The sequence below is a fragment of the Streptomyces sp. GESEQ-35 genome (genome assembly GCF_017948485.1).
In the GTDB taxonomy this organism is placed as follows: domain Bacteria; phylum Actinomycetota; class Actinomycetes; order Streptomycetales; family Streptomycetaceae; genus Streptomyces.
In genome coordinates, this window is sequence record NZ_JAFFSX010000008.1 from 49,902 (window position 1) to 71,792 (window position 21,891).

Annotated in this window: 16 protein-coding genes and 1 pseudogene; 12 read left to right on the forward strand and 5 right to left on the reverse strand. The window is 71.4% G+C overall.

Going from position 1 to position 21,891, the window contains the following annotated elements; all coding sequences use genetic code 11:
• The first annotated feature begins 116 nt into the window (after positions 1–116).
• Positions 117–908 carry a methyltransferase domain-containing protein gene (locus KCH87_RS17415; protein ID WP_210587029.1) on the forward strand — a complete coding sequence of 264 codons (792 nt, stop codon included), beginning with the start codon at positions 117–119 and terminating at the stop codon, positions 906–908.
• Positions 909–921: 13 nt separating this feature from the next.
• Here KCH87_RS17415 and KCH87_RS17420 read toward each other — a convergent pair whose 3' ends face one another.
• The 3 genes from KCH87_RS17420 to KCH87_RS17430 are packed head-to-tail and all read right to left on the reverse strand — an operon-like array spanning position 922 to position 3,623.
• On the reverse strand, positions 922–1,785 hold the full coding sequence (locus KCH87_RS17420; RefSeq protein WP_210587030.1) for a hypothetical protein: 864 nt from the start codon (positions 1,783–1,785) through the stop codon (positions 922–924).
• A 56-nt stretch (positions 1,786–1,841) separates the two neighbouring features.
• Positions 1,842–2,648, reverse strand: a complete 807-nt coding sequence (locus KCH87_RS17425) for an alpha/beta fold hydrolase (RefSeq protein ID WP_210587031.1) — start codon at positions 2,646–2,648, stop codon at positions 1,842–1,844.
• A 42-nt stretch (positions 2,649–2,690) separates the two neighbouring features.
• Positions 2,691–3,623 carry a LysR family transcriptional regulator gene (locus KCH87_RS17430; protein ID WP_210587032.1) on the reverse strand — a complete coding sequence of 311 codons (933 nt, stop codon included), beginning with the start codon at positions 3,621–3,623 and terminating at the stop codon, positions 2,691–2,693.
• Between the two features lie 118 nt (positions 3,624–3,741).
• Here KCH87_RS17430 and KCH87_RS17435 point away from each other — a divergent pair, with 118 nt between their 5' ends.
• Positions 3,742–4,908, forward strand: a complete 1,167-nt coding sequence (locus KCH87_RS17435; protein WP_210587033.1) for an acyl-CoA dehydrogenase family protein — start codon at positions 3,742–3,744, stop codon at positions 4,906–4,908.
• 6 nt (positions 4,909–4,914) lie between these two features.
• Here KCH87_RS17435 and KCH87_RS17440 read toward each other — a convergent pair whose 3' ends face one another.
• Complete coding sequence (locus KCH87_RS17440) at positions 4,915–5,793, reverse strand: helix-turn-helix domain-containing protein (RefSeq protein ID WP_210587034.1); 879 nt, start codon at positions 5,791–5,793, stop codon at positions 4,915–4,917.
• 205 nt (positions 5,794–5,998) lie between these two features.
• Between KCH87_RS17440 and KCH87_RS17445 the strand changes: the two genes are divergently transcribed.
• The 8 genes and pseudogenes from KCH87_RS17445 to KCH87_RS17480 all read left to right on the forward strand — a co-directional run bounded on the left by KCH87_RS17445 (position 5,999) and on the right by KCH87_RS17480 (position 16,948).
• Positions 5,999–7,936 carry a maleylacetate reductase and hydroxyquinol 1,2-dioxygenase domain-containing protein gene (locus KCH87_RS17445; protein WP_210587035.1) on the forward strand — a complete coding sequence of 646 codons (1,938 nt, stop codon included), beginning with the start codon at positions 5,999–6,001 and terminating at the stop codon, positions 7,934–7,936.
• Positions 7,937–7,938: 2 nt separating this feature from the next.
• Entirely contained in the window at positions 7,939–9,699 is a 1,761-nt protein-coding gene (locus tag KCH87_RS17450; RefSeq protein ID WP_210587036.1) for an FAD-dependent monooxygenase, read from the forward strand.
• Between the two features lie 85 nt (positions 9,700–9,784).
• The gene (locus tag KCH87_RS17455) at positions 9,785–10,879 is read left to right on the forward strand and encodes a LacI family DNA-binding transcriptional regulator (protein WP_210587037.1); all 1,095 of its coding nucleotides are present in this window, start codon (positions 9,785–9,787) and stop codon (positions 10,877–10,879) included.
• 110 nt (positions 10,880–10,989) lie between these two features.
• The gene (locus KCH87_RS17460; RefSeq protein ID WP_210587038.1) at positions 10,990–12,306 is read left to right on the forward strand and encodes an ABC transporter substrate-binding protein; all 1,317 of its coding nucleotides are present in this window, start codon (positions 10,990–10,992) and stop codon (positions 12,304–12,306) included.
• Positions 12,307–12,538: 232 nt separating this feature from the next.
• Positions 12,539–12,976: pseudogene (locus KCH87_RS17465) on the forward strand (NAD(P)-dependent oxidoreductase); the annotation flags it as partial.
• A 35-nt stretch (positions 12,977–13,011) separates the two neighbouring features.
• Complete coding sequence (locus KCH87_RS17470) at positions 13,012–14,952, forward strand: DUF2264 domain-containing protein (RefSeq protein ID WP_210587039.1); 1,941 nt, start codon at positions 13,012–13,014, stop codon at positions 14,950–14,952.
• Positions 14,953–15,372: 420 nt separating this feature from the next.
• On the forward strand, positions 15,373–16,017 hold the full coding sequence (locus KCH87_RS17475; RefSeq protein ID WP_210587040.1) for an endonuclease: 645 nt from the start codon (positions 15,373–15,375) through the stop codon (positions 16,015–16,017).
• Positions 16,018–16,048: 31 nt separating this feature from the next.
• Positions 16,049–16,948, forward strand: coding sequence for a fructosamine kinase family protein (locus KCH87_RS17480; RefSeq protein ID WP_210587041.1), 900 nt, complete (start codon positions 16,049–16,051; stop codon positions 16,946–16,948).
• A gap of 61 nt (positions 16,949–17,009) precedes the next feature.
• Here KCH87_RS17480 and KCH87_RS17485 read toward each other — a convergent pair whose 3' ends face one another.
• Positions 17,010–19,184, reverse strand: coding sequence for a hypothetical protein (locus KCH87_RS17485; RefSeq protein ID WP_247196377.1), 2,175 nt, complete (start codon positions 19,182–19,184; stop codon positions 17,010–17,012).
• Between the two features lie 174 nt (positions 19,185–19,358).
• Here KCH87_RS17485 and KCH87_RS17490 point away from each other — a divergent pair, with 174 nt between their 5' ends.
• Positions 19,359–20,429: a LacI family DNA-binding transcriptional regulator gene (locus KCH87_RS17490; RefSeq protein WP_210587043.1), complete on the forward strand. Its 1,071-nt coding sequence runs from the start codon at positions 19,359–19,361 to the stop codon at positions 20,427–20,429.
• Positions 20,430–20,548: 119 nt separating this feature from the next.
• Positions 20,549–21,880, forward strand: coding sequence for an extracellular solute-binding protein (locus KCH87_RS17495; RefSeq protein WP_308298847.1), 1,332 nt, complete (start codon positions 20,549–20,551; stop codon positions 21,878–21,880).
• Positions 21,881–21,891: the final 11 nt, after the last annotated feature.

Sequence of the window (21,891 nt, forward strand, 5' to 3'; positions counted from 1 at the left end):
TCGCGCTTTGGGGGACGTTGGGTGGTGCCATGTGCGCCAGGCGGAGGGAAGCCGGCTTGCGGACCGGTGCAACGCCGGGCACGCCCTGCCTGTGACCGATGAGAGGAAGGACCCAAGTGGCCGACTATTCACTGACCCTCAGCGACTCGGAGATCGAGCGCTACCGACTCATGGCCGACGCCGCCGAGCAGTGGGAACGCGACCTGTGGGTGTCCGCCGGAGCGGTCCCCGGCGCGCGGATCGCCGACGTGGGATGCGGACCCGGCGCGATCGCGGTGCGGTTGGCGGGCAGAGCCGCCCCGGACGGCGTCGTATGGGCGGTCGACCGGGACAGTGACGCGCTGGCCGTGGCCTCGACGCTCGCCGCGCGATCCGGCGTACCGATGCACACCGCCATCGGGTCCGCCGATGCCACCGGGCTTGACGAGGGCACCTTCGACCTGGTGATGCTCCGGCACGTGCTGGCCCACAACGGCGGCCAGGAGCAGGCGATCGTCGACCACCTCGCCACGCTGGCCAGGCCCGGCGGCGCGGTGTACCTCGCCGACATCGACGCGAGCTCTTTCCGCCTGCGGGGAGCCCCTCCCGAGTACGAGGAGATGGACGACCGGTACCGCGAACTGCACCGACGCCGGGGCAATGACCTGACCGTCGGCACCCGGCTCGACGAACTGCTCACCGGCGCCGGCCTGGAAGTGGTCGCCTTCGAAGGCCACATCAATGTCATCGCGCCCCCGCCCGGCATGCGAGGACCCGTCTGGGCCGCCCGGGACACCCTTGTCGCCGAGGGGCTGGCCACCCCGGACGACATCGCCCGCTGGGACGACGCCTTCCGGCGGGCCGAGCACGACGTGAGCGGGCGCCGCTTCTTCGCCGCCAACTTCGTCGCCGTCGGCCGACGCGCCTGACAGCAGGGGCGGCTCAGGCGAAGGTCACCTCGGCGGTGGCGTGCCGCGCCTCGCGGTGGGTCGCGATGCGGAGCTGGGCCTGTCCGCCGGTGGATGTCGCGTCGGCGAGGAGGTGCTCGCCGACGAACGCAGGCCGGTGCAGCCGGTAGGACAGCGACCGCACCTGCCGCTCCGGGGCGTTCCTGCGCACCGGTTCCAGCATGAGCAGGGCCAGCAGGGGGCCGTGGACGACGAGGCCGGGGTAGCCCTCGATGTCACGGCAGTACGGGGCGTCGTAGTGGATGCGGTGGGCGTTGGCGGTGAGCGCGCTGAACCGGAACAGCAGGGTTTCGTCCGGTTGCAGGCGCAGCGGCCAGGGCCTCTCGGGCCGGGGCACGGATGAGTTGTCGGGCACGGTGGGGTGCTGCGGGGCCGAGCCGTGCCCCGACCGGTAGACGATGTCCTGCTCCTCGACCAGACAGGTGCGGCCGTGCTGCCGGAACTCCTGGCGTTCGGTGACGAACAGCAGGGCGCCGCTGCGTCCCTGCTTGGGGGTGACCGCGGCCAGGCTGCTGATGCGTTCGGCCGGTTCGCCGAGTCGCAGAGGCTCGGTGATCTCGCAGCGTCCGCCGGCGAACATCCGCCGACGTTCGGGAATCGGCGGCAGGAAGCGGGCGTCGCGCAGGTGTCCGTCGGGTCCGAGGGACTGCTGGGGCGGCCAGTGCAGGAAGTACAGCCACTGCCAGAGCGGCGGCAGCGGCTGACCCGACCCGGCAGCCGTGTCGGGCAGGTCCAGCAGCGCCGACAGGGCCGCCGCCGGACCGGGCGACAGGGCGTCCTCGTCGGCGACCGGCTCGGGATGCCATGACTCCACGTAGGAGGCGAGGGAGACGGGCATGGGCGTCGTGTCCTTGTGCGGTGGGGGAGTGGTGATCTTGTCGGGTGTGCCTCCGGTCACCGCCCGTCGCGCAGGAACTCCGTCACCAGCGCGGCGGCCTGGGTCCGGCATTCCTCGAAGTAGGCGTGCCGGGCACCGGGGAAGAGGTGCGTCCTGGTGTCGGGGATGCGCTCGGCGAGCAGGGCGAGGTTGTCGTGCGGCGTCAGCCGGTCCTGGTCGCCGTGGAGGACGAGGGTGGGTGCGCCGATACGGGGGAGTGCGTCCCAGGCGTCGTGCTGCTTGCTGGCCAGCAGGTGGCCGCGCCGTGCGTGCGGGGGCATGTCGGGGTCGCCCAGGGTGGTGTGGGGGCCGGGGTGGCCGGCGAGCCAGGCGGGGGAGTACATCAGGTCGATCAGGGTCCGGCGTACGGCCTCCGGGTCGGGCTGGGCCAGGGCGCGCCGTACAGAGGCGTCGCGTTCGACGGCGTGCGGACCGCCGGGGGAGGTGCAGCCGAGGACGAGCCGCCGGACCCGCTCCGGATGATCCGCGGCGATCCATTGGGCGACCCGTCCGCCCATGGACGTGCCGTAGATGTCGGCGTGCTCGATGTTCAGGTGGTCGAGGACGGCGATCACGTCGTCGGCGAACTGCCGGGTGGAGTAGCCCTCTTGGGGCTTGCCGCTGGCTCCGGTGCCACGGAGGTCCAAAGTGATCGTGCTGTGCGTGGCGTGGAAGTCCGCGCGGATGCCGTCCCACCAGTGGTGGTTGTTCGCCTGCCCGGCGAGGAGCACCAGGGGAGGCCCGTCTCCCTCCCGTTGGTAGGCCAGCGCGGTGCCGTCCTGGGCACGGGCGAAGGTGAGCTGCTCTCGGGCGATGTCGGGCATCGGAGTCTCCGGTCCGGGGTTGAGGTCTGCCTGGGCGCAGGTTCACTCGCCCTGCGACTGCGCGGAGGGCCATCTGCCCTGCGCCACAGCCGTGTTGATCTGCCGTACGAGTTCCCGCGCGACCACGTCCACGGCGGGCGGCGTCCGTCCGGACCGGGCCGTGGCGAGTACGACCGACCGCCGGACGTCGGGCTCGCACAGCGGCGCGGCGCTGAGCGTGCCGTTGGCGACGTCCTCGGCGATGCCGACGCCCGGCAGGACGGTCCAGCCGTGCCCGGCCAGGACGAGCTGTTTCTGCACCCGCATGGAGTTGGTCTGCACGACCACGTCGACGCAGGCCCGGGCCCGTGCCGCCGCGGCGTCGATCAGGGCGCGCAGGGCATGGCCGGACGCGGGCATGACCAGAGGATGGGCCGCCGCCTCGGCGAAGGGCACGGGTCGGTCGGCCCGCAGCCCGGCCGAGGAGGGAGCGACCGCCCACAGGTGTTCGCGCACCAGCGGACGGGCGTTGAGCGACGGAGTGCTGTCCAGGTTGTACAGCAGGGTCAGGTCCAGGTCCCCGTCGTCGAGCCACTGCTGAAGGTGCCCGGAGTAGGCGGTCATCAGGCGGAGTTCGATGCCGGGATGATCCCTGGCGATGGCCGAGACGAGGGGCTCGGCCAGCAGGTCGACCGTGCTCTCCAGCAGGCCGGCGGTGACGATACCGGTCACCGCACCGGGAACGGGCTGTACCTCGGCGCGGGCCCGCTCCAGCTCGTTCAGGGCCCGCCGAGCCCTGTCCACCATGACCGTTCCGGCCTCGGTGGGCCGCATGCCCTGCCGGGTGCGCTCGAAGAGCGGGACACCGAGCTCCTGTTCCAGGGTGCGGATCTGCCGGGTGACGGCGGGCTGCACCAGATGCAGCAGCTCGGCGGCCCGGGTGACGCTGCCGACCTCGGCGACCGTGACGAGTGCTTTGAGCTGTTTGACGTCCACGGCCCCTCCACGGTCATCCGCACCGGGAATGGCTCCATCACGATTTGCTATTCCACACCGGCTGTCATGATCGCTCATGATGCTACTCCAGGGGTCGAACCCACGTCCGGAGGCGTTCATGAGCACCCTCGACATCCTGTCCGAGGACGAGCAGTTCATCGTGCGCACGGTGCACGACTTCGTCGACAAGGAGGTCAGGCCGGTCGTCCGGGAGCTGGAGCACGCGGACACCTACCCCGAAGCCCTCATCGAGCAGATGAAGCGGCTGGGTGTCTTCGGCCTTGCCGTCCCGGAGGAGTACGGCGGCACTCCTGTCTCGACCCCCTGCTACGTGCTGATCACCGAGGAGCTGGCCCGCGGCTGGATGAGCCTGGCCGGAGCGATGGGCGGGCACACCGTGGTCGCCAAGCTGCTGCTGCACTTCGGTACCGAGGACCAGAAGCGGCGGTACCTGCCGAGGATGGCCACGGGCGAGGTCCGCGCGACCATGGCGCTGACCGAGCCGGGCGGTGGCTCGGATCTCCAGGCGCTGCGCACGGTCGCCCGCAAGGATGCCGAGGGCTATGTGATCAACGGAGCCAAGACGTGGATCACCAACTCCCGCCGCTCGCAGCTCATCGCACTGCTCTGCAAGACCGACCCGGAGGCGAGCCCGGCACACAAGGGCATCTCGATCCTGCTCGTCGAGCACGGCCCCGGCCTCACCGTCTCCCGTGACCTGCCCAAACTCGGCTACAAGGGGGTGGAGAGCTGTGAGCTGTCCTTCGAGGACCACCGGGCTCCGGCCGACGCCGTACTGGGCGGCGTGGCGGGCAAGGGCTTCGCGCAGATGATGAAGGGCCTGGAGACAGGGCGGTTGCAGGTCGCCGCCCGCGCCCTCGGCGTCGGCCGGGCGGCATTCGAGGACGCGCTCGCCTATGCGCAGGAACGGGAGTCGTTCGGCAAGCCGATCTGGCAGCACCAGTCGATCGGCAACTACCTGGCGGACATGGCGACTTCACTGACCGCCGCCCGGCAACTGACCCTGTATGCGGCCCGGGAGGCGGAGGCCGGTCGCCGGGTGGACATGGAGGCGGGCATGGCGAAGCTGTTCGCCTCCGAGACGGCCATGCAGATCGCCCTCAACGCCGTCCGAATCCACGGCGGTTACGGCTACTCGACCGATTTCGACGTGGAGCGCTACTTCCGCGACGCCCCGCTGATGATCGTCGGCGAGGGCACCAACGAGATCCAGCGCAACGTCATCGCGAGCCAGCTGGTCAGGCGTGGCGGGCTCGACGTGTGAGGACCGTCAGCCCTCGCGGCGCAGCGCGGCCGGTGTCGTACCGAGGTGGGAGCGGAGCACCCTGGTCAGGTGTTCCTGGTGGGAGAAGCCGCACGCCGCCGCGACCTGCGCGATCGGCATGCTTCCCGCACGCAGCAGCCGGGTCGCGTGCTCGACGCGCAGTCGCACGAGGTACCGGTGCGGAGGACACCCCGTGCGGGCCTTGAACCGTCGGGCGAACTGGCTGACGCTCAGGCCGGTGGCCGAGGCGAGGTCCTCCAAGGACAGCGGCTCGGAGAGCCGGGCGTCGAGGAGTTCCCGCACGGCCGCGAACTGCCGGGCGCTGAGGCCGACTTGACGTCCCGTCGGCTCGGCGTCGCGGTGCCGCACACTGTGCCGGCGCGCCAGCTGGGCCGCGGTCATGAGGGCGAGCTGGTCCGCGTAGGCGGCGCCGCCGGGCTCCCAGCGCCGTACGACACCGTCGAGCGCGAGAACGAGCTGTTCCAGCAGCGGGTCCGTGCTGCCGAACTCCTCCTTCAACCGCACGGGCCGCCCTTCGTCCGCCGTCGCCTGGAGAGCGGCGTCCGACAGGTAGACGTGCACCGTGTTGAGATGCCCGCCGAGTTCCACGTCCAGCTCCGTGGCGGCCGGATGCAGGAACAGACCGCCGGGGGGCACCTGCCGTGCCGAGGTCAGTCCCCGCCGTCCCCTCCGGACGGTCACGGGACCGTCCAGGTGCAGGATCAGCAGGTGGCTGTCGGCTCCGCCGAACGCGTCCCGGTACGGCAGCTCCCGCTGGGTCGACACGAACAGCCGCTCCCAGCCGAGCCCCGCGCTGCTGCGGACGGGACACACACCCGGCCGGGCCAGAATGCCGTGGGTGTCACCGAGTCCCATCTCGCTCATGCGGCCCTCCTTCGCGCCACGCCCAGTCTCCCGGCCCTGCGCACAGACGGGCAAGCGGCGGCACCTCTCGCTCTTTTCGTGCAGCGGGATGCTGCGTTTGTGCAGGCGCGACGCGCCACCGGGTACGGATACTGCGGCAGACGCGCCCCGATCCCCGCACAGCACAGCCCCGACCCCCACACGGCACAGCATGGAGAGCGGCCTCATGAGGAGTTTCGTACACACGGCCGGCCCAAGCCGGGTGATCTTCGGTGCGGGCACCCTGGATCGGGTCCGCGAAGAGGCGGAGCGGCTCGGTGGGTCCCGGGTCATGCTCCTCTCCGGTGGGTCACAAGCCCTGCGCAAGGACACCGAACGGCTCCGTGACGTCCTGGGCCACCTGGTGGCGGCCGAGTTCTCCGGCGCGGCCATGCACACTCCCGTCGAGGTGACCGAGCAGGCCATGAGCCTCCTGCGCGAGCGGCACGTGGACTGCCTGGTGGCGATCGGCGGGGGTTCGACGACCGGCCTCGCGAAGGCGTTGGCGGTCCGCACGGATCTGCCCCAGGTGATCGTGCCGACCACGTACGCCGGCTCCGAGGTCACCCCCGTGCTCGGCGAGACCGTCGACGGCCGGAAGGCCACCAGGTCCTCGCCCGCGATCCTGCCGGAAACAGTCGTCTACGACGTGGAACTCACCCTCGGCCTGCCCGTCCCGGCATCGGTGACCAGCGGCATCAACGCGCTGGCCCACGCCGTGGAGGCCCTCTACTCTCCGGACGCCACTCCGGTCACCGACGCCATGGCCCTGGAAGCGGTCACCGCCATCGGCCGCGCCCTCCCGGCCCTGCACGCCGACCCCTCCGGCGCAGAGGCACGGGCCGAGCTGCTGGAAGCGGCCTGGCTGGCGGGCACCTGCCTGGGTGCCGTCGGCATGGGACTGCACCACAAGCTCTGCCACACGCTGGGCGGCACGTTCGGCCTGCCGCATGCCGAGACCCACACCGTGGTCCTCCCGCACGCGATGGCGTACAACGCGCCCGCCGCACCGGAGGCGATGGAGCGCATCGCGCGCGCCCTGGACGTGCCGGACGCTCCCGCGGGCGTCTTCGACCTGATCCGCCGGGTCGGCGGCCCGACGTCGCTGGCCGATCTCGGCCTGGCCGAGTCCGACCTGGACCGCGCGGCGGAACTGGCCGCCTCACAGCCGTATCCGAACCCGCGCGAGCTGACCCGGACCGGCCTGGCGGACCTGCTGCGGGACGCCTGGCAGGGCCGTCGCCCCGAGGGAGCCCCCGACCTGCGCCCGCTCACCGAAGAGGTCGTGGCGAGCTTCGACCGCTGTACGAACCCGCGGCTGCGGCAGCTGCTGACCGATCTCGCCCGCACCCTCCACGCCTACACGATCCGCAACGACCTGACCCCGCAGGAGTGGCAGCTGGCGATCGGCTTCCTCACCGAGGCCGGCCACATCACCACCGACACCAGGCAGGAGTTCATCCTGCTCTCCGACACCCTCGGTGTGTCCAGTGTGGTCGACGCCCTCACCAACTCCCGTACGCCCGAGACCACTTCGTCCGCGATCCTCGGGCCCTTCTACGTGGCCGGACCGCCCGCCGCCGAACACGGCAGCGACATCGCGGGAGACCTCACGGGCACACCGCTGTGGGCGGACATCCGGGTCACCGACCGGCAGGGGGAGCCGGTCTCCGGCGCCGTCGTGGACGTGTGGCAGTCCAACGAGGACGGCTTCTACGACGTCCAACTCCCCGATCTGGACGGGCCGGTGCTGCGCGCCCGGTTCACCACCGACGAGGACGGGCGGTTCACGTTCTGGTCGATCCTCCCGTCCGAGTACCCGATCCCGGACGACGGCCCGGTCGGCAGGATGCTCTCCGCCGTGGGCCGCCACCCCTACCGCGCACCGCACGTGCACTTCCTGATCGACGCCCCCGGATACCAGCCCCTGATCACCCAGCTGTTCGTCCGCGGCGGTGCCTACCTCGACGGCGCCCCCGGGCAGCGCGACACGGTCTTCGGCATCAAGGACGACCTGATCACGGACTTCGTCCCGCGTACCGGGCCGACGCCCGACGGCCGGCCGGTCGACGGCGAGTGGCGTCGGCTCGACTTCACCTTCCGCATTGCGCGACTGGAGCAGTGAACATGAGCACGCCTGAGCACTACGACACCGACGTCCTCGTCATCGGCAGCGGACCCGCCGGCGGCACCGCGGCCCTGCTGCTGGCGACCTACGGCGTACGCACCCACCTGGTCACCAAGTACGGCTGGCTCGCGGACACGCCACGCGCCCACATCACCAACCAGCGTGCGATGGAGGTCTTCCGCGACCTCGGAATCGAGCAGGAGGCCCTGGAGAAGGGCACACCGAGCCACCTGATGGGTGACACCGTGTTCGCCACCTCGCTGCTGGGCGACGAGATCGGCCGCATCCGCACCTGGGGCACCGGGGACGAGAGCCTGACCGAGTACGGGGCACAGAGCCCGTGCGGGATGATCGACCTGCCGCAGACCTATCTGGAGCCCATCCTCCTGTCCAACGCCGCGAGGCGGGGCGCCGTGATCAGGCTCAACACCGAACTCGTCGACTTCGAGCAGGACACGGACGGCGTGACCGCCACCCTGCGCGACCGGCCCAGCGGAACCGAACACACCGTACGCGCCCGGTACATGATCGGCGCCGATGGCGGACGCAGCCTCGTCGCGGACAAGCTCGGCCTGCCCATGGAGGGGCAGATGGGCAAGGCCGGCAGCATGAACATCGTCTTCGAGGCCGACCTCACGCCTTACGTCGAGCACCGTCCCAGCATCCTGTACTGGATCATGCGCCCGGGTGCCGACGTCGGCGGCATCGGCATGGGCCTGCTGCGCATGGTGCGGCCCTGGAACGAGTGGCTCATCGTCTGGGGCTACGACATCGACAACCCCCCGCCGGAGGTGACCGACGAGACGGCGGCAGCGATCGTCCGTGACCTCGTCGGCGACGACGCGCTCGACGTGCGGATCGACAACGCCTCCCTGTGGACGGTCAACCACGCCTACGCGACACGGCTGCACGCCGGACGCGTCTTCTGCGCCGGGGACGCCGTCCACCGGCACCCGCCGTCCAACGGCCTCGGCTCCAACACCTCCGTCCAGGACTCCTACAACCTGGCCTGGAAGCTGGCGGCCGTCCTCAAGGGACACGCAGGGCCCGAACTCCTGGACACCTACTCCGACGAACGCGCCCCCGTCGCCCGGCAGATCGTCGAACGCGCGAACCTCTCCAGGGACCAGTTCCTGCCCCTGTTCGAGGCTCTCGGTGTGGTCGGAGGCGACGAGGAGGGCATCACCAAGGCGTTGCAGGCCGCCAGGCAGCCGGATGCGGAGGGGGCCAAGAAGCGACGGGCCATCCGCGAGGCGATCGAGCTGAAGAACTACGAGTTCAACGCCCACGGCGTCGAGCACAACCAGCGCTACGAGTCGGCCGCCGTCATCCCCGACGGCACCGGCGAGACGGACTCCGGCGACGCGGAACTCTTCGGCCGCCCGACCTCCCGCCCCGGTGCGAAACTGCCGCACGCCTGGCTCGTCGACCACAAGGGTGGTCGTATCTCGACGCTGGACCTGGTCGGAAAGGGCAGCTTCTCCGTCGTCACCGGCCTGGCCGGAACGCCATGGGCCGAAGCCGCCGACGCGCTGGCCCGCGAACTCGGCCTCGACCTGCGCGGCGTCGTCGTCGACCGCGACGCGCACGACGCGTACGGCGAGTGGAGCCGCCGCGCGGAGATCGACGAGGAGGGTGTGCTGCTGGTCCGCCCCGACGGCTATGTGGCCTGGCGGCGGCCGAGCGGTGCCGCCGATGTCGCCGAGGCGACACGTCTGCTGCGGGAGGCGCTGACGACGGTCCTCTCCCGGCCCGCGTGACAGGTGCACCGTTCCGCCGCTCGTCTGATCGATTGATCGGTATCATGGAAGATATCGCGGGCAATCGATCGGAAACGGTGGGGGCATGCGGGAGTCGGCGGAGCAGCGGCAGACCCGGATCGCGGAGCTGGTGCGGGCGCGGGGCGTCGCGCGCATCACCGATCTCGCCGACGAGTTCGGAGTCTCGGTCGTCACCGTGCGCCGGGACGTCGAGGACATGGCCCGGCGCGGAGAGGTGCGCCGGGGGCACGGGGTGGCCCGGTCGCTGCGCCCGGTACCCGAACCGGACTCTGCCGGGGGCGACGCCGTCGCCATGATCGTGCCCGAGCGCAACACGTACCTCACCGAGGCCGTCCAGGGCGCCCGGGAGGCCGCGGAGAAGGCCGGGCTGCGGGTCGAGCTGCACATCGCGGCCGGCGACGGCGGGGCGGAGCGCGAGGCCGTGCGCCAGGCGCTCGACGGCGGTGCGCGCGGGCTGCTGCTGTCGCCGCACTGGCGCACGCGCGCGGAGGAGACGGAGGCGGACCACGGGTGGCTGTCCGCCCTGTCGGTGCCGACCGTGCTGGTGGAGCGGCGCCCCGCCCGCACCAGCGCCATCTACCCGCTGGACTCCGTGCGCTCGGACCACGCGTACGGCGTGCACCTGGCCCTGGAGCACCTGGCCGGCCTGGGGCACCGGCGGATCGTCCTGGCCGCGCGCGACGACAGCCCCACCGCCCGGGTGATCCGCGAGGAGTTCGCCGGGCAGACCGCCGCCCGGGGCCTTGCCGCGGGATGCCGTACGATCCTCAGCTCCCGCACCGCGGGCCCCGACCCGTCCGCCGCCGACCCGCGCTCCGCGGACCTGGTGGAGGCGGTGCGGAAGACCGACGCGACGGCGGTGCTGATCCACAGCGACATGGATGCGTTGGTGCTGGTGCAGCGTTTGCAGGCGGCCGGGATCGATGTGCCGGGGCGCTGCTCGGTGGTGGCGTACAACGACGTGGTCGCCGACATGGGACCGGTCCCGCTGACGGCCGTCGCCCCGCCCAAGGCCGAGCTCGGCCGGATCGGTCTCGGCCTGCTGCTGCGTCGCCTCGGCGCGGCCCGCGAGGGACTGCGACCGGGGCCGACGCGGCACGTGGAGCTGCTGCCGAGCCTCGTGGTCCGGGGGTCCACGGGTCCGACCTCTGCCCGGTGACACAGCGCTCTGTTCGTTTGACCGCTTCGGTTTCTTCTGTTCGATGTATTGACGCCTTTTTCGTCTTCCGCTCAGGATTTGGGTGACCCAGCAACGAGGCGGGAGGCCCCATGCCTGCTCGACCACGCGCACGCCTGGTCACAGCCGCACTCCTCGCCACCCTCACTCTGTTGCTCGCGGGCTGCTCCTCGGGCGGCAGCGACACCGCCGGGACCGGGCCGCTGCACCTCACCTTCTGGTCGGCGCTCCGCGGCACCCAGGAGGTCGTGGACGAGTACAACCGCAGCCAGGACAGGATCCGGGTGGACTACGAACAGGTCCCGTCCGGCCCGCAGGGCGGCTGGGCCAAGCTCAGCAACGCCGCCCGCGCCGGCAACGCCCCCGACGTCGCCACCATGGAATACCCCCAGCTGCCCGGCTACGCCATCGACGGCGTGCCCCGCGACCTCACCGACCTGCTCCCCGACGACGTACGCCGCAAGATCCTGCCGCAGGCACTCGACCTGACCACCCTCGACGGCCGTATCTACGCCGTGCCCGTCGACATCGAGCCGATGGTCTTCTTCTACCGCAAGGACGTGTTCACCCGGTACGGCATCCAAGTCCCCAAGACCTGGGCGGAGTTCGAGACCGCGGCCCGCGCGCTGAAGAAGGCCGACCCCGGCTCCCGAATCGGCAGCTTCTTCACCAACGGCTCCCAGCACATGGCCGGTTACGCCTGGCAGGCCGGCGGCCAGTGGTTCCGGACCGCCGACGACACCTGGCGGATCACCATGGACGACGCCCCGACCCGCAAGGTCGCCGCCTACTGGCAGCACCTGGTCGACCAGGACCTGGTGCGCGTCGAGCCGGTGGACAGCCAGCAGTGGCGGGCGCACCTCCAGAACGGCGAGACCGTCGGCTATATGGCGGGCGCCTGGGCGGCCGGCTCGCTGATGAACTCCACCCCCGGCGGCAAGGGCAAGTGGGCGATCGCGCCGCTCCCGCAGTGGGACCCCGCCAAACCGTCCCTCGGCACCCAGGGCGGCTCCACCTTCGCCGTCACCAAGGACAGCCAACACCCCAAGGAGGCACTGGAGTTCATCACCTGGATGGTCACCAGCCCGGACGCCCTGCGTGCCAAGCTCTCCAGCGGCATCAGCAGCGCCTACCCCGCCGTACCCGCACTCGTCCCCGTGGCCCGCAAGGAGATGGACACCGCCTACTACTCGGGCCAGGACATCTTCGGCCTCTTCCAGCGGTCCGCCCGGCTGGTCTCCCCGCGCTGGCAGTGGGGGCCGCGCATGACCTCCACGATCACCTCCGTGGAGGACGGGTTCGCCAAGGCCGGAGCCGGCAGCGGCAGCATCATCGGCGCCCTGCGCCAAGGGGAACGCAGAACGCTGCCCGACCTCAAGAGCCTCGGCCTGTCGGTTACTACCAACTGAGGTGCAGCCGTGAGCACAGTGCTCTCTGAAGAGAAACGCAAGGCGACGCGACCGTCGGAAGCGAACCCCGGCCGTCCCCGCCGCGCCGGACGCCGCCAGCAGATCCTCGCCTGCGTCACGCTTCTGGCCCCGTTCACGGTCCTGCTCGTCGCCGTGTTCCTGATCCCCGTCGGCTACTCGGTCTACCTCAGCCTCTTCTCCCAGGACCACGAGGGACTCGGCTTCGGCGGCCGACGAAGCCCGCGAACTCGGGGCGCGGGCGGTCCCCCTTCCGGACCTCTTCGCGCACAGCGACGTCGTCAGCGTCCACACGCCGCTCCTGCCGGAGACCGGCGGCCTGGTCAGCCGCGAACTCCTCGCAAGGCTGCGAACCGGCGCCACTCTGATCAACACCGCGCGCGGCGCCGTGGTCGACCAGGACGCCCTCACCGACGAAGTGGTGTCGGGGCGCCTCCATGCCGTCCTGGACGTCACCGAGCCCGACCTACTGCCCGCCGACTCCCCGCTCTACGACTGCCCGAACGTCCTGCTCACCCCGCACATCGCCGGCTCCAAGGGCGGTGAGCTGCGCCGCCTCGCCGAACTGGCCCTGGCCGAAATCGAGTCGTACGTCCTCGGCCGCCCCTTCGCCCACCCCGTCCGGCCCGAACGCCTGGCGCGCCTCGCCTGAGGCCGCCCGAGACGAACAGGAGGCGTGGCCCCGCCATGCCCGAACTCCCGCTTCCCCTCCCGCCCGAGGACCGCACCCTCAGTCCGTACACCGGCTACACCCGCGCCCACTGGGAAGCCGTCGCCGACCACTTGCTCCAGTCCGCCCTCCGCTACGCCACCCCCGGCCATGCCCTCATCGACCTGCCCGGCCCGCCGTCCAAGTCCGGCGTCCGCTCCGACGGCCTGGAAGGCTTCGCCCGTACGTTCCTGCTGGCCGCGCTCCGCACCGCCGGAGCCTCCGGCAAGGACCCGCACGGCTTCCTGGAGCGTTACACCGCCGGCCTCGCCCGCGGCACCCGCACCCCCGGCCGCGACGACACCGAGTCCTGGCCGGAGATCGGGCACCACGGCATCCAGGGCCAGCCCATGGTGGAGTCCGCCTCGGTTGCCCTCGCCCTCCGCCTCACCGCACCCTGGACCTGGGACGCCCTCTCCGCCGCCGACCAGGACCGCGTCGAGCGCTGGCTGCGCGGTGCGCTCACCCACGCGCCCGCCCCCAACAACTGGTACCTCTTCCCGCTGACGGTCGCAGGGTTCCTGGAGTCCGTCGGCCGGGGTGACGCCGAGACCCGTCGCGCGATCGAACGTGCCCTCGACCTGCTGGACGGCTGGTACCAGGGGCAGGGCTGGTACTCGGACGGCGACGGCCGCTCCTTCGACCACTACAACGGCTGGGCCCTGCACCTCTACCCCCTCCTCCACGCCCACCTCGCCGGGGACCGGACCCTGCTCGACCGACTCGGCCCCCGCCTGCACGAGTTCCTCGACGGCTTCGCCCTCCTCTTCGACACGAACGGAGCCCCGATCCACCACGGCCGCTCCCTGACGTACCGCTTCGGCGCGACCGCCGCCGTGGCCCTCGGCGCCCTCACCGGCACCACCCCGCTCGCCCCCGGCACCACCCGCCGCATCCTCAGCGGAGCCCTGCGCCACTTCCTGGACCGGGGCGCCCTCACCGAGGACGGCATCCTCACCCTCGGCTGGTACGGCCCGCACGCGGCGACCCTCCAGCGCTACTCCGGACCCGGCTCCCCGTACTGGGCGTCGAAGGGCTTCCTGGCCCTGCTGCTCCCGCCCGAGAACCCGGTATGGACGGCGACGGAGGCGCCCGCCCCCGTGGAGGGCCCCGACCGCCTACTCGCCCTGCCCGCCCCCGGACTGCTCGTCCAGACCACCACCCGGGACGGCCTGGTACGCCTGCACAACCACGGCAGCTACAAGCTCGACTCCCGCGAACCGGAACGGCCCCCCGGAGACCCGCTCTACGCCCGCCTCGCCTACTCCACCCGCACCGGCCCCACCAGCGCCGCCAACACCCCCGACAACCACATCGCGTTGGAGGCCCGCGGCACGCGCAGCGCCCGCATCCGCATCAACCCCCTTGGCCACGGCCCGAACTGGCTGGCCTCGTGGCACCGCCCGGTCTTCCCGGAGGGCGGCCCCGTCCTGCCGTCGTCCCGCATCGAGAGCCTGACGCTCGCGCGCGGCAGCCTCGAACTGCGCGTGCACCGCACCATCGGCGTGCCGCCCGGAACGCCCGTCCACCACACCGGCTGGGCCGTCGCCCTGACACCGGAGGCCGCCTCCGAAGCGGAACAGCCCGATGAGATCCGCATCGAGGGCCCGGAGGTGACCAGCCAGTTCCTCGGCCTGTACGGCTGGCAGACGCGCCGGGTCGTCCGCGCACCGCAGGGCACGGCGTACGGCCCCTGGGCCCTGCTCCCCGAACTCACCGGAACCGTCGGTGATCACGGGTCCGGCACCGTCTTCGCCGCACTCGCCTCCCTGACCGCCGAAACGGACCCACCCCCACTCACCGGCCAGGTCACCGTCGAGGTGGACCACCTCGTCCTCACCGCCCGCTGGGCCGACGACACCAGCACGGTCGTGCACCTCGGCGAGGGCGGCCCGACCGTCAGCGAGCACCCGGCATGACCCTGCGCCTCGGCCTGTGCTCGGATGTCTTTGCACGCTCGCTGGAGGCGGCCGGCCGGCGGGTGGGTGCGGGTGGTGTGGCAGAGGTGAGGCCACGGGCACGGGTCCCATCGTGCCCGCGGCCTCAGACCCGCGGCCGCTCAGCCACTGCGTCGAGTGCCCCAGGAGACTCCGGTGAAACTCACTCCCCTTTGACCTGCCTCGTCAGCTGAGCGCGGTCACCGGGGTGGCACTGTCCGTGCTGTGCGGCGTGTACCTGCTGGGCGACCGGCCCACTCCGCCGGGTGTCCGGCGGCACGCTTCGACCGGAAGCGGAGCGGGTACCCGGATCCGACAAGCCGAGGGAACCTTGGGACAAGGGAACCTTGGGGTTGCGAAGAAGACCGTAGAAGTAGAAACCGTTGAATCGGCGGCCTGACAATGAGCGCGAAGAACGACAAGGCGGTGGTCCGGGCCCTGCTCCACCGGCAGGAACGCACCTACGCGGCGCAGGCCGGGATCAGGCTGCGCAATACCCCGGGGCCCCTGTACCAGACGCTCGTGCTGGCGATACTGCTCAGCGCCCGCATCAAGGCCGACATCGCGGTGGCGGCGGCACGGGCACTGTTCGACGCCGGAATGCGCGACCCTCGCTCGATGGCGGACGCGTCCTGGCAGGAACGGGTCGACGCGCTCGGCGAGGGCGGCTACCGCCGCTACGACGAGCGGACCGCGACCATGCTCGGCAAGGGGGCCGAACTGCTGCTGGACCGCTACAAAGGCGATCTGCGGCGACTGCGCGAGGAAGCCGACCCCAAGAAGGCCCTGCTGGACATACCGGGGATCGGTCCCACGGGAGCCGATATCTTCCTGCGCGACGTACAGGGCGTGTGGCCGGAGTTCGCACCGTACTTCGATCGCAAGGCCCAGGACGGTGCGCGGCGGCTCGGACTGCCCACGTCGCCGGAGGAGCTGGCCGGATTCGTGGGCGAGCGCGACATGCCTCGGCTGGCGGACGGCCTGGTCCACGCGGCCCTCGACAAGCCACTGGCCGACGAGGTGCTCGGCGCCGCCAGGGCGGCGTGACAAGCAACCGGGTGCGCCGGCACCCCGGCTCATGACCCCCGGTTCGGCGGGCCCCGGTGAGGACCCGCGTGCCGCAGCGGCGCGACTCACGGGGTGCCCGGTGACGAACGAACGCCGCCTCGACGCGACGCTGTCCGAAGTCACCCTCGACGGTGGCCACATGGTGATGGTCAAGCGCGGTGACGGCCCCGCCGCCACGCAGGCCGAGGCGGCCGGGCTGCGTTGGCTCGCCGATGCCGGCACGGTCCGCGTACCGGAGGTGCACGGTCACGACCGGCACTGGCTGGTGATGGACCGTGTCCCGCCCGGCGCACCGACCCCCGCGGCGGCGGTTCGCTTCGGCCGGGAGCTGGCCGCTCTGCATGCGTCCGGGGCGCCCGAGTTGGGCGCCCCGCCGCCGGGTGGTCCGGTGGACGCGTACATCGGGCTCGCACCGATGCGGAACACCCCGGGCACCGACTGGCCTGGCTGGTACGCCGAACACCGGGTGCTGCCGTACCTGCGTCCCGCGGTCGACGACGGCACGATCCGCTCCGCGGAGGCGGCGGTGATCGAGCGGGTCTGTGAGCGGCTGCCGGAGCTGGCGGGCCCCGCCGAGCCGCCCGCCCGGCTGCACGGCGATCTGTGGAACGGAAACGTGCTGTGGGCTGCCGACGGACACGCGTGGCTGATCGACCCGGCCGCGCACGGGGGCCACCGTGAGACCGACCTGGCGATGCTGCGGCTCTTCGGCTGTCCCCACCTGGACCTGGTGCTGGGCGGTTACCAGGAGACGACACCGCTCGCCGACGGCTGGACGGACCGCGTCGGGCTGCACCAGCTCTTCCCGCTGCTGGTGCACACGGTGCTCTTCGGCCGGAGCTATGCCGAACAGGCCCTGACGGCGGCCCGGTCGGCCATTGAGCAAGGGCGAGGAAAGCGAACGGACTAGAGCCATTGAGTTGGAATAGAAGGAAGCCCGTTCATGGCCTCGCCGAGACAGACCGTAGCAGTCAGCCCGGGATCAGGTCGCGCAGGTTTTCCGGCGTGAACACCCGGGAGTCCGGGTGCAGGCCGTCGGGGCGGTCGAACCCGATGTACGTGACGGGGCCCTCCGGGACCGTCTTGCCGTCCCACAGAACCGTGCCGGTCGCTCCGTCCGTCATCAGGTCGGTCAGGTAGCGGACCGTGAGGTGGTCCCGCTCGACGATGCCGCGCAGCAGCGTCGCGACGGAAATACGGTTGCCCTCCACCTGGTTGGCCGAGGGATGGCCCTTGAGGTACAGGTGCAGCCACAGCGCCCGCCAGCGGCCGTCGCCCCCACGCTGGAACGCCAGCGGCAGCGCGACCCGGCCCGGCCCGCGCAGCTCGGACTTCATACGCACGGTGCGCGGCTCGAACGGGCGCCCCCGCTGCTCGGCGTCGCGCACCATGAAGCCGAAGAACGACTCCTCCACTTCCTCGAATCCCTCGCCCGAGTAGATGTCGACCTGCGGCACGATGAAGCTGCCGCGCACGGCACCCAACCGCAGGTTGATGAACTCGGAGGCACCCTCGGGCGCTTCGGTGATGTCGCCCGAGTGCTCACCCTCGACGTCCGAGAGATGGGTGTACGACAGCCAGGAGACCGTCGAGTAGTCGGCGGCCAGCAGCAGAGCCGCCAGGTCGTAGTCGGTGTCCCGGTTCTTCTGCTTCCAGTGCACGAAGAAACGCAGCAGGTCGCCCTCGACCGGCGAAACCGAGCCACGGGGCAGCACCCCGAGCCCTGACGAAGTCGCCTTGCCACTGAGCGGGAGTGCCACGTCGAGGAAGTCCGGATCGACCAACAGCCGTTCCGGCGACGGGAGTCGGCGCCGTATCTCCGCGTCGAGAGCCGCGATCAGACGCTTGCGTTCCGACGGAAGCACAGGTGCCCGCTCGTCGTCGGCGACCCAGGCGCGGCCGAGGCGGTTGACGTAGACACGGCGCTCGCCGGACTCCTCGGGCCGGTTGTGGAGATGCTGCCGGACCGACAGCACGACGCGACCCGAGACCTGGGGCGCGACCTGCTCGGCGGCAGTGACGACGGCGTCCCGTTCGTCCTGAGTGAGTGCCGTGCGCAGCAGCCGGTCCAGGGACCGGAACAGCCTGCCCGGCGCGGACGTCAGCAGCGCCGCCGCACCCGTGACGTCGTTCCGGCCGAGGAGTTCCTCGACCCGGCTGTCGAAAGATCGCGCCGGCTTGTCACCCCGCGCGACGGCGAACACGTCAGCGGCGTGCGCCAGTTGAGGGTACTCGTGCGGGTGCAGACGCTCACCGAGCCGCTTGAAGGCCTCGCGATGCGTGCGTACGTCGGCCAGCTTGGCCTCGGACTCGGCGACCACCGAGTCCAGGCCGGCCATCAGCGTGCGCCGGACCCGGCGGGACAGACCCCGGAAACGCGTCGGCTCCTGAAGGCTCACGTCCCCGTCCGACAGTGCACAGGCCAGGCGCAGCACATCGGTCACCGTGTCCAGCAGCAGGTCGTAACCGGCGTTCAGACGGGCCCGGTTGACCATGGCCCGGTTCTCCCGCACCGGGATCGCCTCGGGCTGCGGACCGTGCACGCACAGCTCGGCCAGGTGCCCCAGGTCGCGCAGGTGGTCCTCGCTCAGCGGCGTGGTGCTGCCGGCGAGGGTCAGGTAGAGCGCGGTGACCTCGGCGTCCAGGTCGCCGCCCGGCCGCAGGACCGTCATCCGGTCACCCGCCGCCCCGATCAGCTCCTCGTGCGCGGCGAGCATCTCGGCGTATGTGTGCCGGTAGTTGCCGTACGTCGGCAGGGTGAGGAGGTTCACCACACCGGTGCTCAACTGCTCCAGCGTGCGTTCGCGCGACGTACCGTCGGCGAGCGCCTCGGCGATGCAGCGCATCCAGAAGTCGAACGTGTCGGGCACGTTGGCCGGGAAGTCGATGAAGTACACGTTGTGCGCGACATGGTCGCCGACCATCTCGCGGACGGTCCCCAGCGTACGTACGGCCGTGTCCACGACCGTTCCCTCCGACAGCCCCGACAACCGCTCCATCAGCTCGGCGGAGAGCTTGAAGCCCACGGACATCAGCGCCGCGTCGAACTGCCGTGCCGCGACGGCGCCTTCGCCTGCGGGTCCGGTGCGGGAGGGAAGCCGGCGGGTGTGGCGTACTACCAGTGCTTCGGAGCTGTGGACGAACATCCCGGAATGGTCCCAGAGCCCTGTGAGCCGGTGCATTCGAGTTTTTGGTTGGTGCCGTCCCGACCATTGACGCGCCCACTGTGACTCCCGACACTGGCATGACTACGTAGTCATAGGCGCTTCCAACAGGCTTGCGCGCCGGCATGACTACGTAGTCGGAGATGAGGAGGGCGCATGGCGACCACCGCAGCCGAGGGCGGACGACGCCGTCGCGGCCCCGGAATGACGGAGGTCGCCCGGGCCGCCGGTGTCTCGCAGAAGACGGTGTCGCGGGTCGTCAACGGCGAACCGCATGTCAGCCCAGAGGTACGCGACCGCGTCCTGCGGGTCATCCGTGAGCTGGACTACCGCCCGAACAACGCGGCGCGTGCCCTGCTCCTCGGCCGGTACCGGCGGATCGGCGTCGTCTCACTGGGCACCGCGCTCTACGGACCGTCCGCCCTGCTCAGCGCGCTGGAACGGGCGATGCAGCGGGCGGGCTACTCCTTCGCCCTGGCCGGAACCCTGGAAGGCGAGCGAAGCGAGATGGGGGTCCCCCCGGACGAAGTCTGGGGGAGGGTGTCCGTGGCCGTCGAGGCGCTGCTGGAGCAGGGCGTGGACGGGATCGTCCTGTCCGAGCCGATCGACGAAGGCACTCCGCTCCGGCTCAGCGCGGACGTGCCGGTGGTCAGCCTCGGCGAGGGCGTGGAGCTCACCGAAGGGGTGGGCGCCGTGGTCGGCGCCGATGGTGTGGCGGCAGCCCGGATGGCCACCGAACACCTGCTCGCGCTCGGCCACCGCACCGTCTGGCATCTTCCCGGGCCGCAGGACTGGTTCGCCGCCCGCGACCGTCTGCGCGGCTGGCGCGAGGCGCTCGCGGCAGCCGGTGCCCCCGAGCCGCCGCTGCCCACCGCGGGCGACTGGACCCCGGCCTCCGGGCACGCGGCCGGCCGTCAACTGGCCCAACTCTCCGACGTCACCGCCGTGTTCGCCGCAAACGACGACATGGCGATCGGCGCCCTGCGGGCGTTCGCCGAGGCGGGACTGTCCGTCCCCGGCGATGTGAGCGTCGTCGGCTACGACGACATCCCCGCCGCCCCCTACCTCTCCCCGCCCCTGACCACCGTCCGGCAGGACTTCACCGCCGTCGCCGACCACGCCGTAGACACCCTCATCGCCATGATCGAAGGAACGTCCCGTCCGGACCGACACGCCGCACTCGCGGTCGAGTTGGCCGTACGGTCCTCCACCGCACCCCGTCCCTGACCCGTCGGCGGGACGGCCGACGGCACTCCGCCGTCGGCCCGATCCGCCCTGCCCGCGTGCGCCGCCCGGGACGGCCGCGCACGCGTGACCCCGTAGCCGCACCACGTGAGGAGTCACGTGTGTACACCCCACCACGCCGAACCCTGCTCCGCAGCGCCCTGGGACTGGGAGCGGGTGCCGCACTCGCCGCCTGCGGCGCCGGGAGCACCACCGCCCGTACGTCCGGAGACGTGACGCTCTCCCTGTGGACCCACGACCCCGGCTACGAGGCCTTCTTCGCCAAGGGCATCCCGGACGCCGACCGGCTCACCGAGTTCCGCTACGGCCTGAAGGTCACCCGCGCCGGAGCCGCCGACCTCGTCACCAAACTGCTGGCCCAGGCCGTCGCCGGACGCGGCACACCCGACCTCGCGGGATTCGAGATCGGCAGCTTCCCGCGGATGCTGCGCGGCGACATCGCGCCTCGTCTGCTGCACGACCTCACCGCAGACATCGCCGCCGTCCCCGGCCTCAAGGACGACCTGCTCCCAGCCCGCACCGCGCCGTACAGCATGGACGGCAGTGTCTACGCCCTCGACTCGGACACCCCGATGGTCGTCTACTACTACCGCGACGACCTCTTCACCGAGTACGGCCTCCCGGACGCCGTCCCGACCTGGGAGGAGTTCGCCGAACTCGGCGCCCGCGTGCACCAGGACCACGACGCCTCGCTGTGCGTCGTCTCCACCGCCGGCAGCGATGTCGGCCAGGTCGTGCAGTCCTTCCAGATGCTGCTCTACCAGCGCGGCGGAGCCTTCTTCGACGCCGACCAGAACCTGGTCCTCGACTCGGCGGAGGCGGAGGAGGTGCTGCGCTTCCTGTGCGACGGGCTGCGCAGCGGATTCGTCGTCGACATCTCCGACTACTACGGGGCCGCCATGCAGACCGCCCTGAAGCAGGGCAAGGTGATCGGGCTGCCCATGGCCATCTGGTACAAGAACTACGGCCTGCTGCCCAACGTGCCCGAGCAGAAAGGCAAATGGCGGGTCAGGGCGCTGCCCCGGTTCGCCAAGGGCGGCGGGGTGACGGCCGCGGCCGGCGGTACCGGATTCGGCGTCCTCAAGGACGAGGCCAACACCCGGGCCGCCACGGAGTTCCTCCTCAGCACCTGGCTCACCCACAACGGCCAGGTCCGCCGCTTCAAAGAGACCGGCTACCTCCCCACCCGCCGATCCGTGTTCGAGGATCCCCGACTCAACGCCCTCACCGATGAGTTCTGCGGCGGTCAGCGCCTCTTTCGCCTCTACCGCTCGCTGCTCCCGGACGTGCCCGCCTTCCACCAGAGCCCCGACCAGTCGATTCTCTACGACGTCCTCGCCGGCAACCTGCTGCGCGCCTACCACGGAGACCTCAGCCCGCGTCAGGCGCTGAAGCAGACGGCGCGGGACTTCCGCGACCAGGCCGGACGCTAGGAGGGAGGCCC

Bases quoted from the DNA above. Each gene is read 5' to 3' on its own strand.
- KCH87_RS17420 (WP_210587030.1), bottom strand. From the start codon at position 1,785: ATGCCCGTCTCCCTCGCCTCCTACGTGGAGTCATGGCATCCCGAGCCG.
- KCH87_RS17425 (WP_210587031.1), bottom strand. From the start codon at position 2,648: ATGCCCGACATCGCCCGAGAGCAGCTCACCTTCGCCCGTGCCCAGGAC.
- KCH87_RS17435 (WP_210587033.1), top strand. From the start codon at position 3,742: ATGAGCACCCTCGACATCCTGTCCGAGGACGAGCAGTTCATCGTGCGC.
- KCH87_RS17440 (WP_210587034.1), bottom strand. From the start codon at position 5,793: ATGAGCGAGATGGGACTCGGTGACACCCACGGCATTCTGGCCCGGCCG.
- KCH87_RS17445 (WP_210587035.1), top strand. From the start codon at position 5,999: ATGAGGAGTTTCGTACACACGGCCGGCCCAAGCCGGGTGATCTTCGGT.
- KCH87_RS17450 (WP_210587036.1), top strand. From the start codon at position 7,939: ATGAGCACGCCTGAGCACTACGACACCGACGTCCTCGTCATCGGCAGC.
- KCH87_RS17455 (WP_210587037.1), top strand. From the start codon at position 9,785: ATGCGGGAGTCGGCGGAGCAGCGGCAGACCCGGATCGCGGAGCTGGTG.
- KCH87_RS17460 (WP_210587038.1), top strand. From the start codon at position 10,990: ATGCCTGCTCGACCACGCGCACGCCTGGTCACAGCCGCACTCCTCGCC.
- KCH87_RS17470 (WP_210587039.1), top strand. From the start codon at position 13,012: ATGCCCGAACTCCCGCTTCCCCTCCCGCCCGAGGACCGCACCCTCAGT.
- KCH87_RS17475 (WP_210587040.1), top strand. From the start codon at position 15,373: ATGAGCGCGAAGAACGACAAGGCGGTGGTCCGGGCCCTGCTCCACCGG.
- KCH87_RS17480 (WP_210587041.1), top strand. From the start codon at position 16,049: ATGACCCCCGGTTCGGCGGGCCCCGGTGAGGACCCGCGTGCCGCAGCG.
- KCH87_RS17485 (WP_247196377.1), bottom strand. From the start codon at position 19,184: ATGTTCGTCCACAGCTCCGAAGCACTGGTAGTACGCCACACCCGCCGG.
- KCH87_RS17490 (WP_210587043.1), top strand. From the start codon at position 19,359: ATGGCGACCACCGCAGCCGAGGGCGGACGACGCCGTCGCGGCCCCGGA.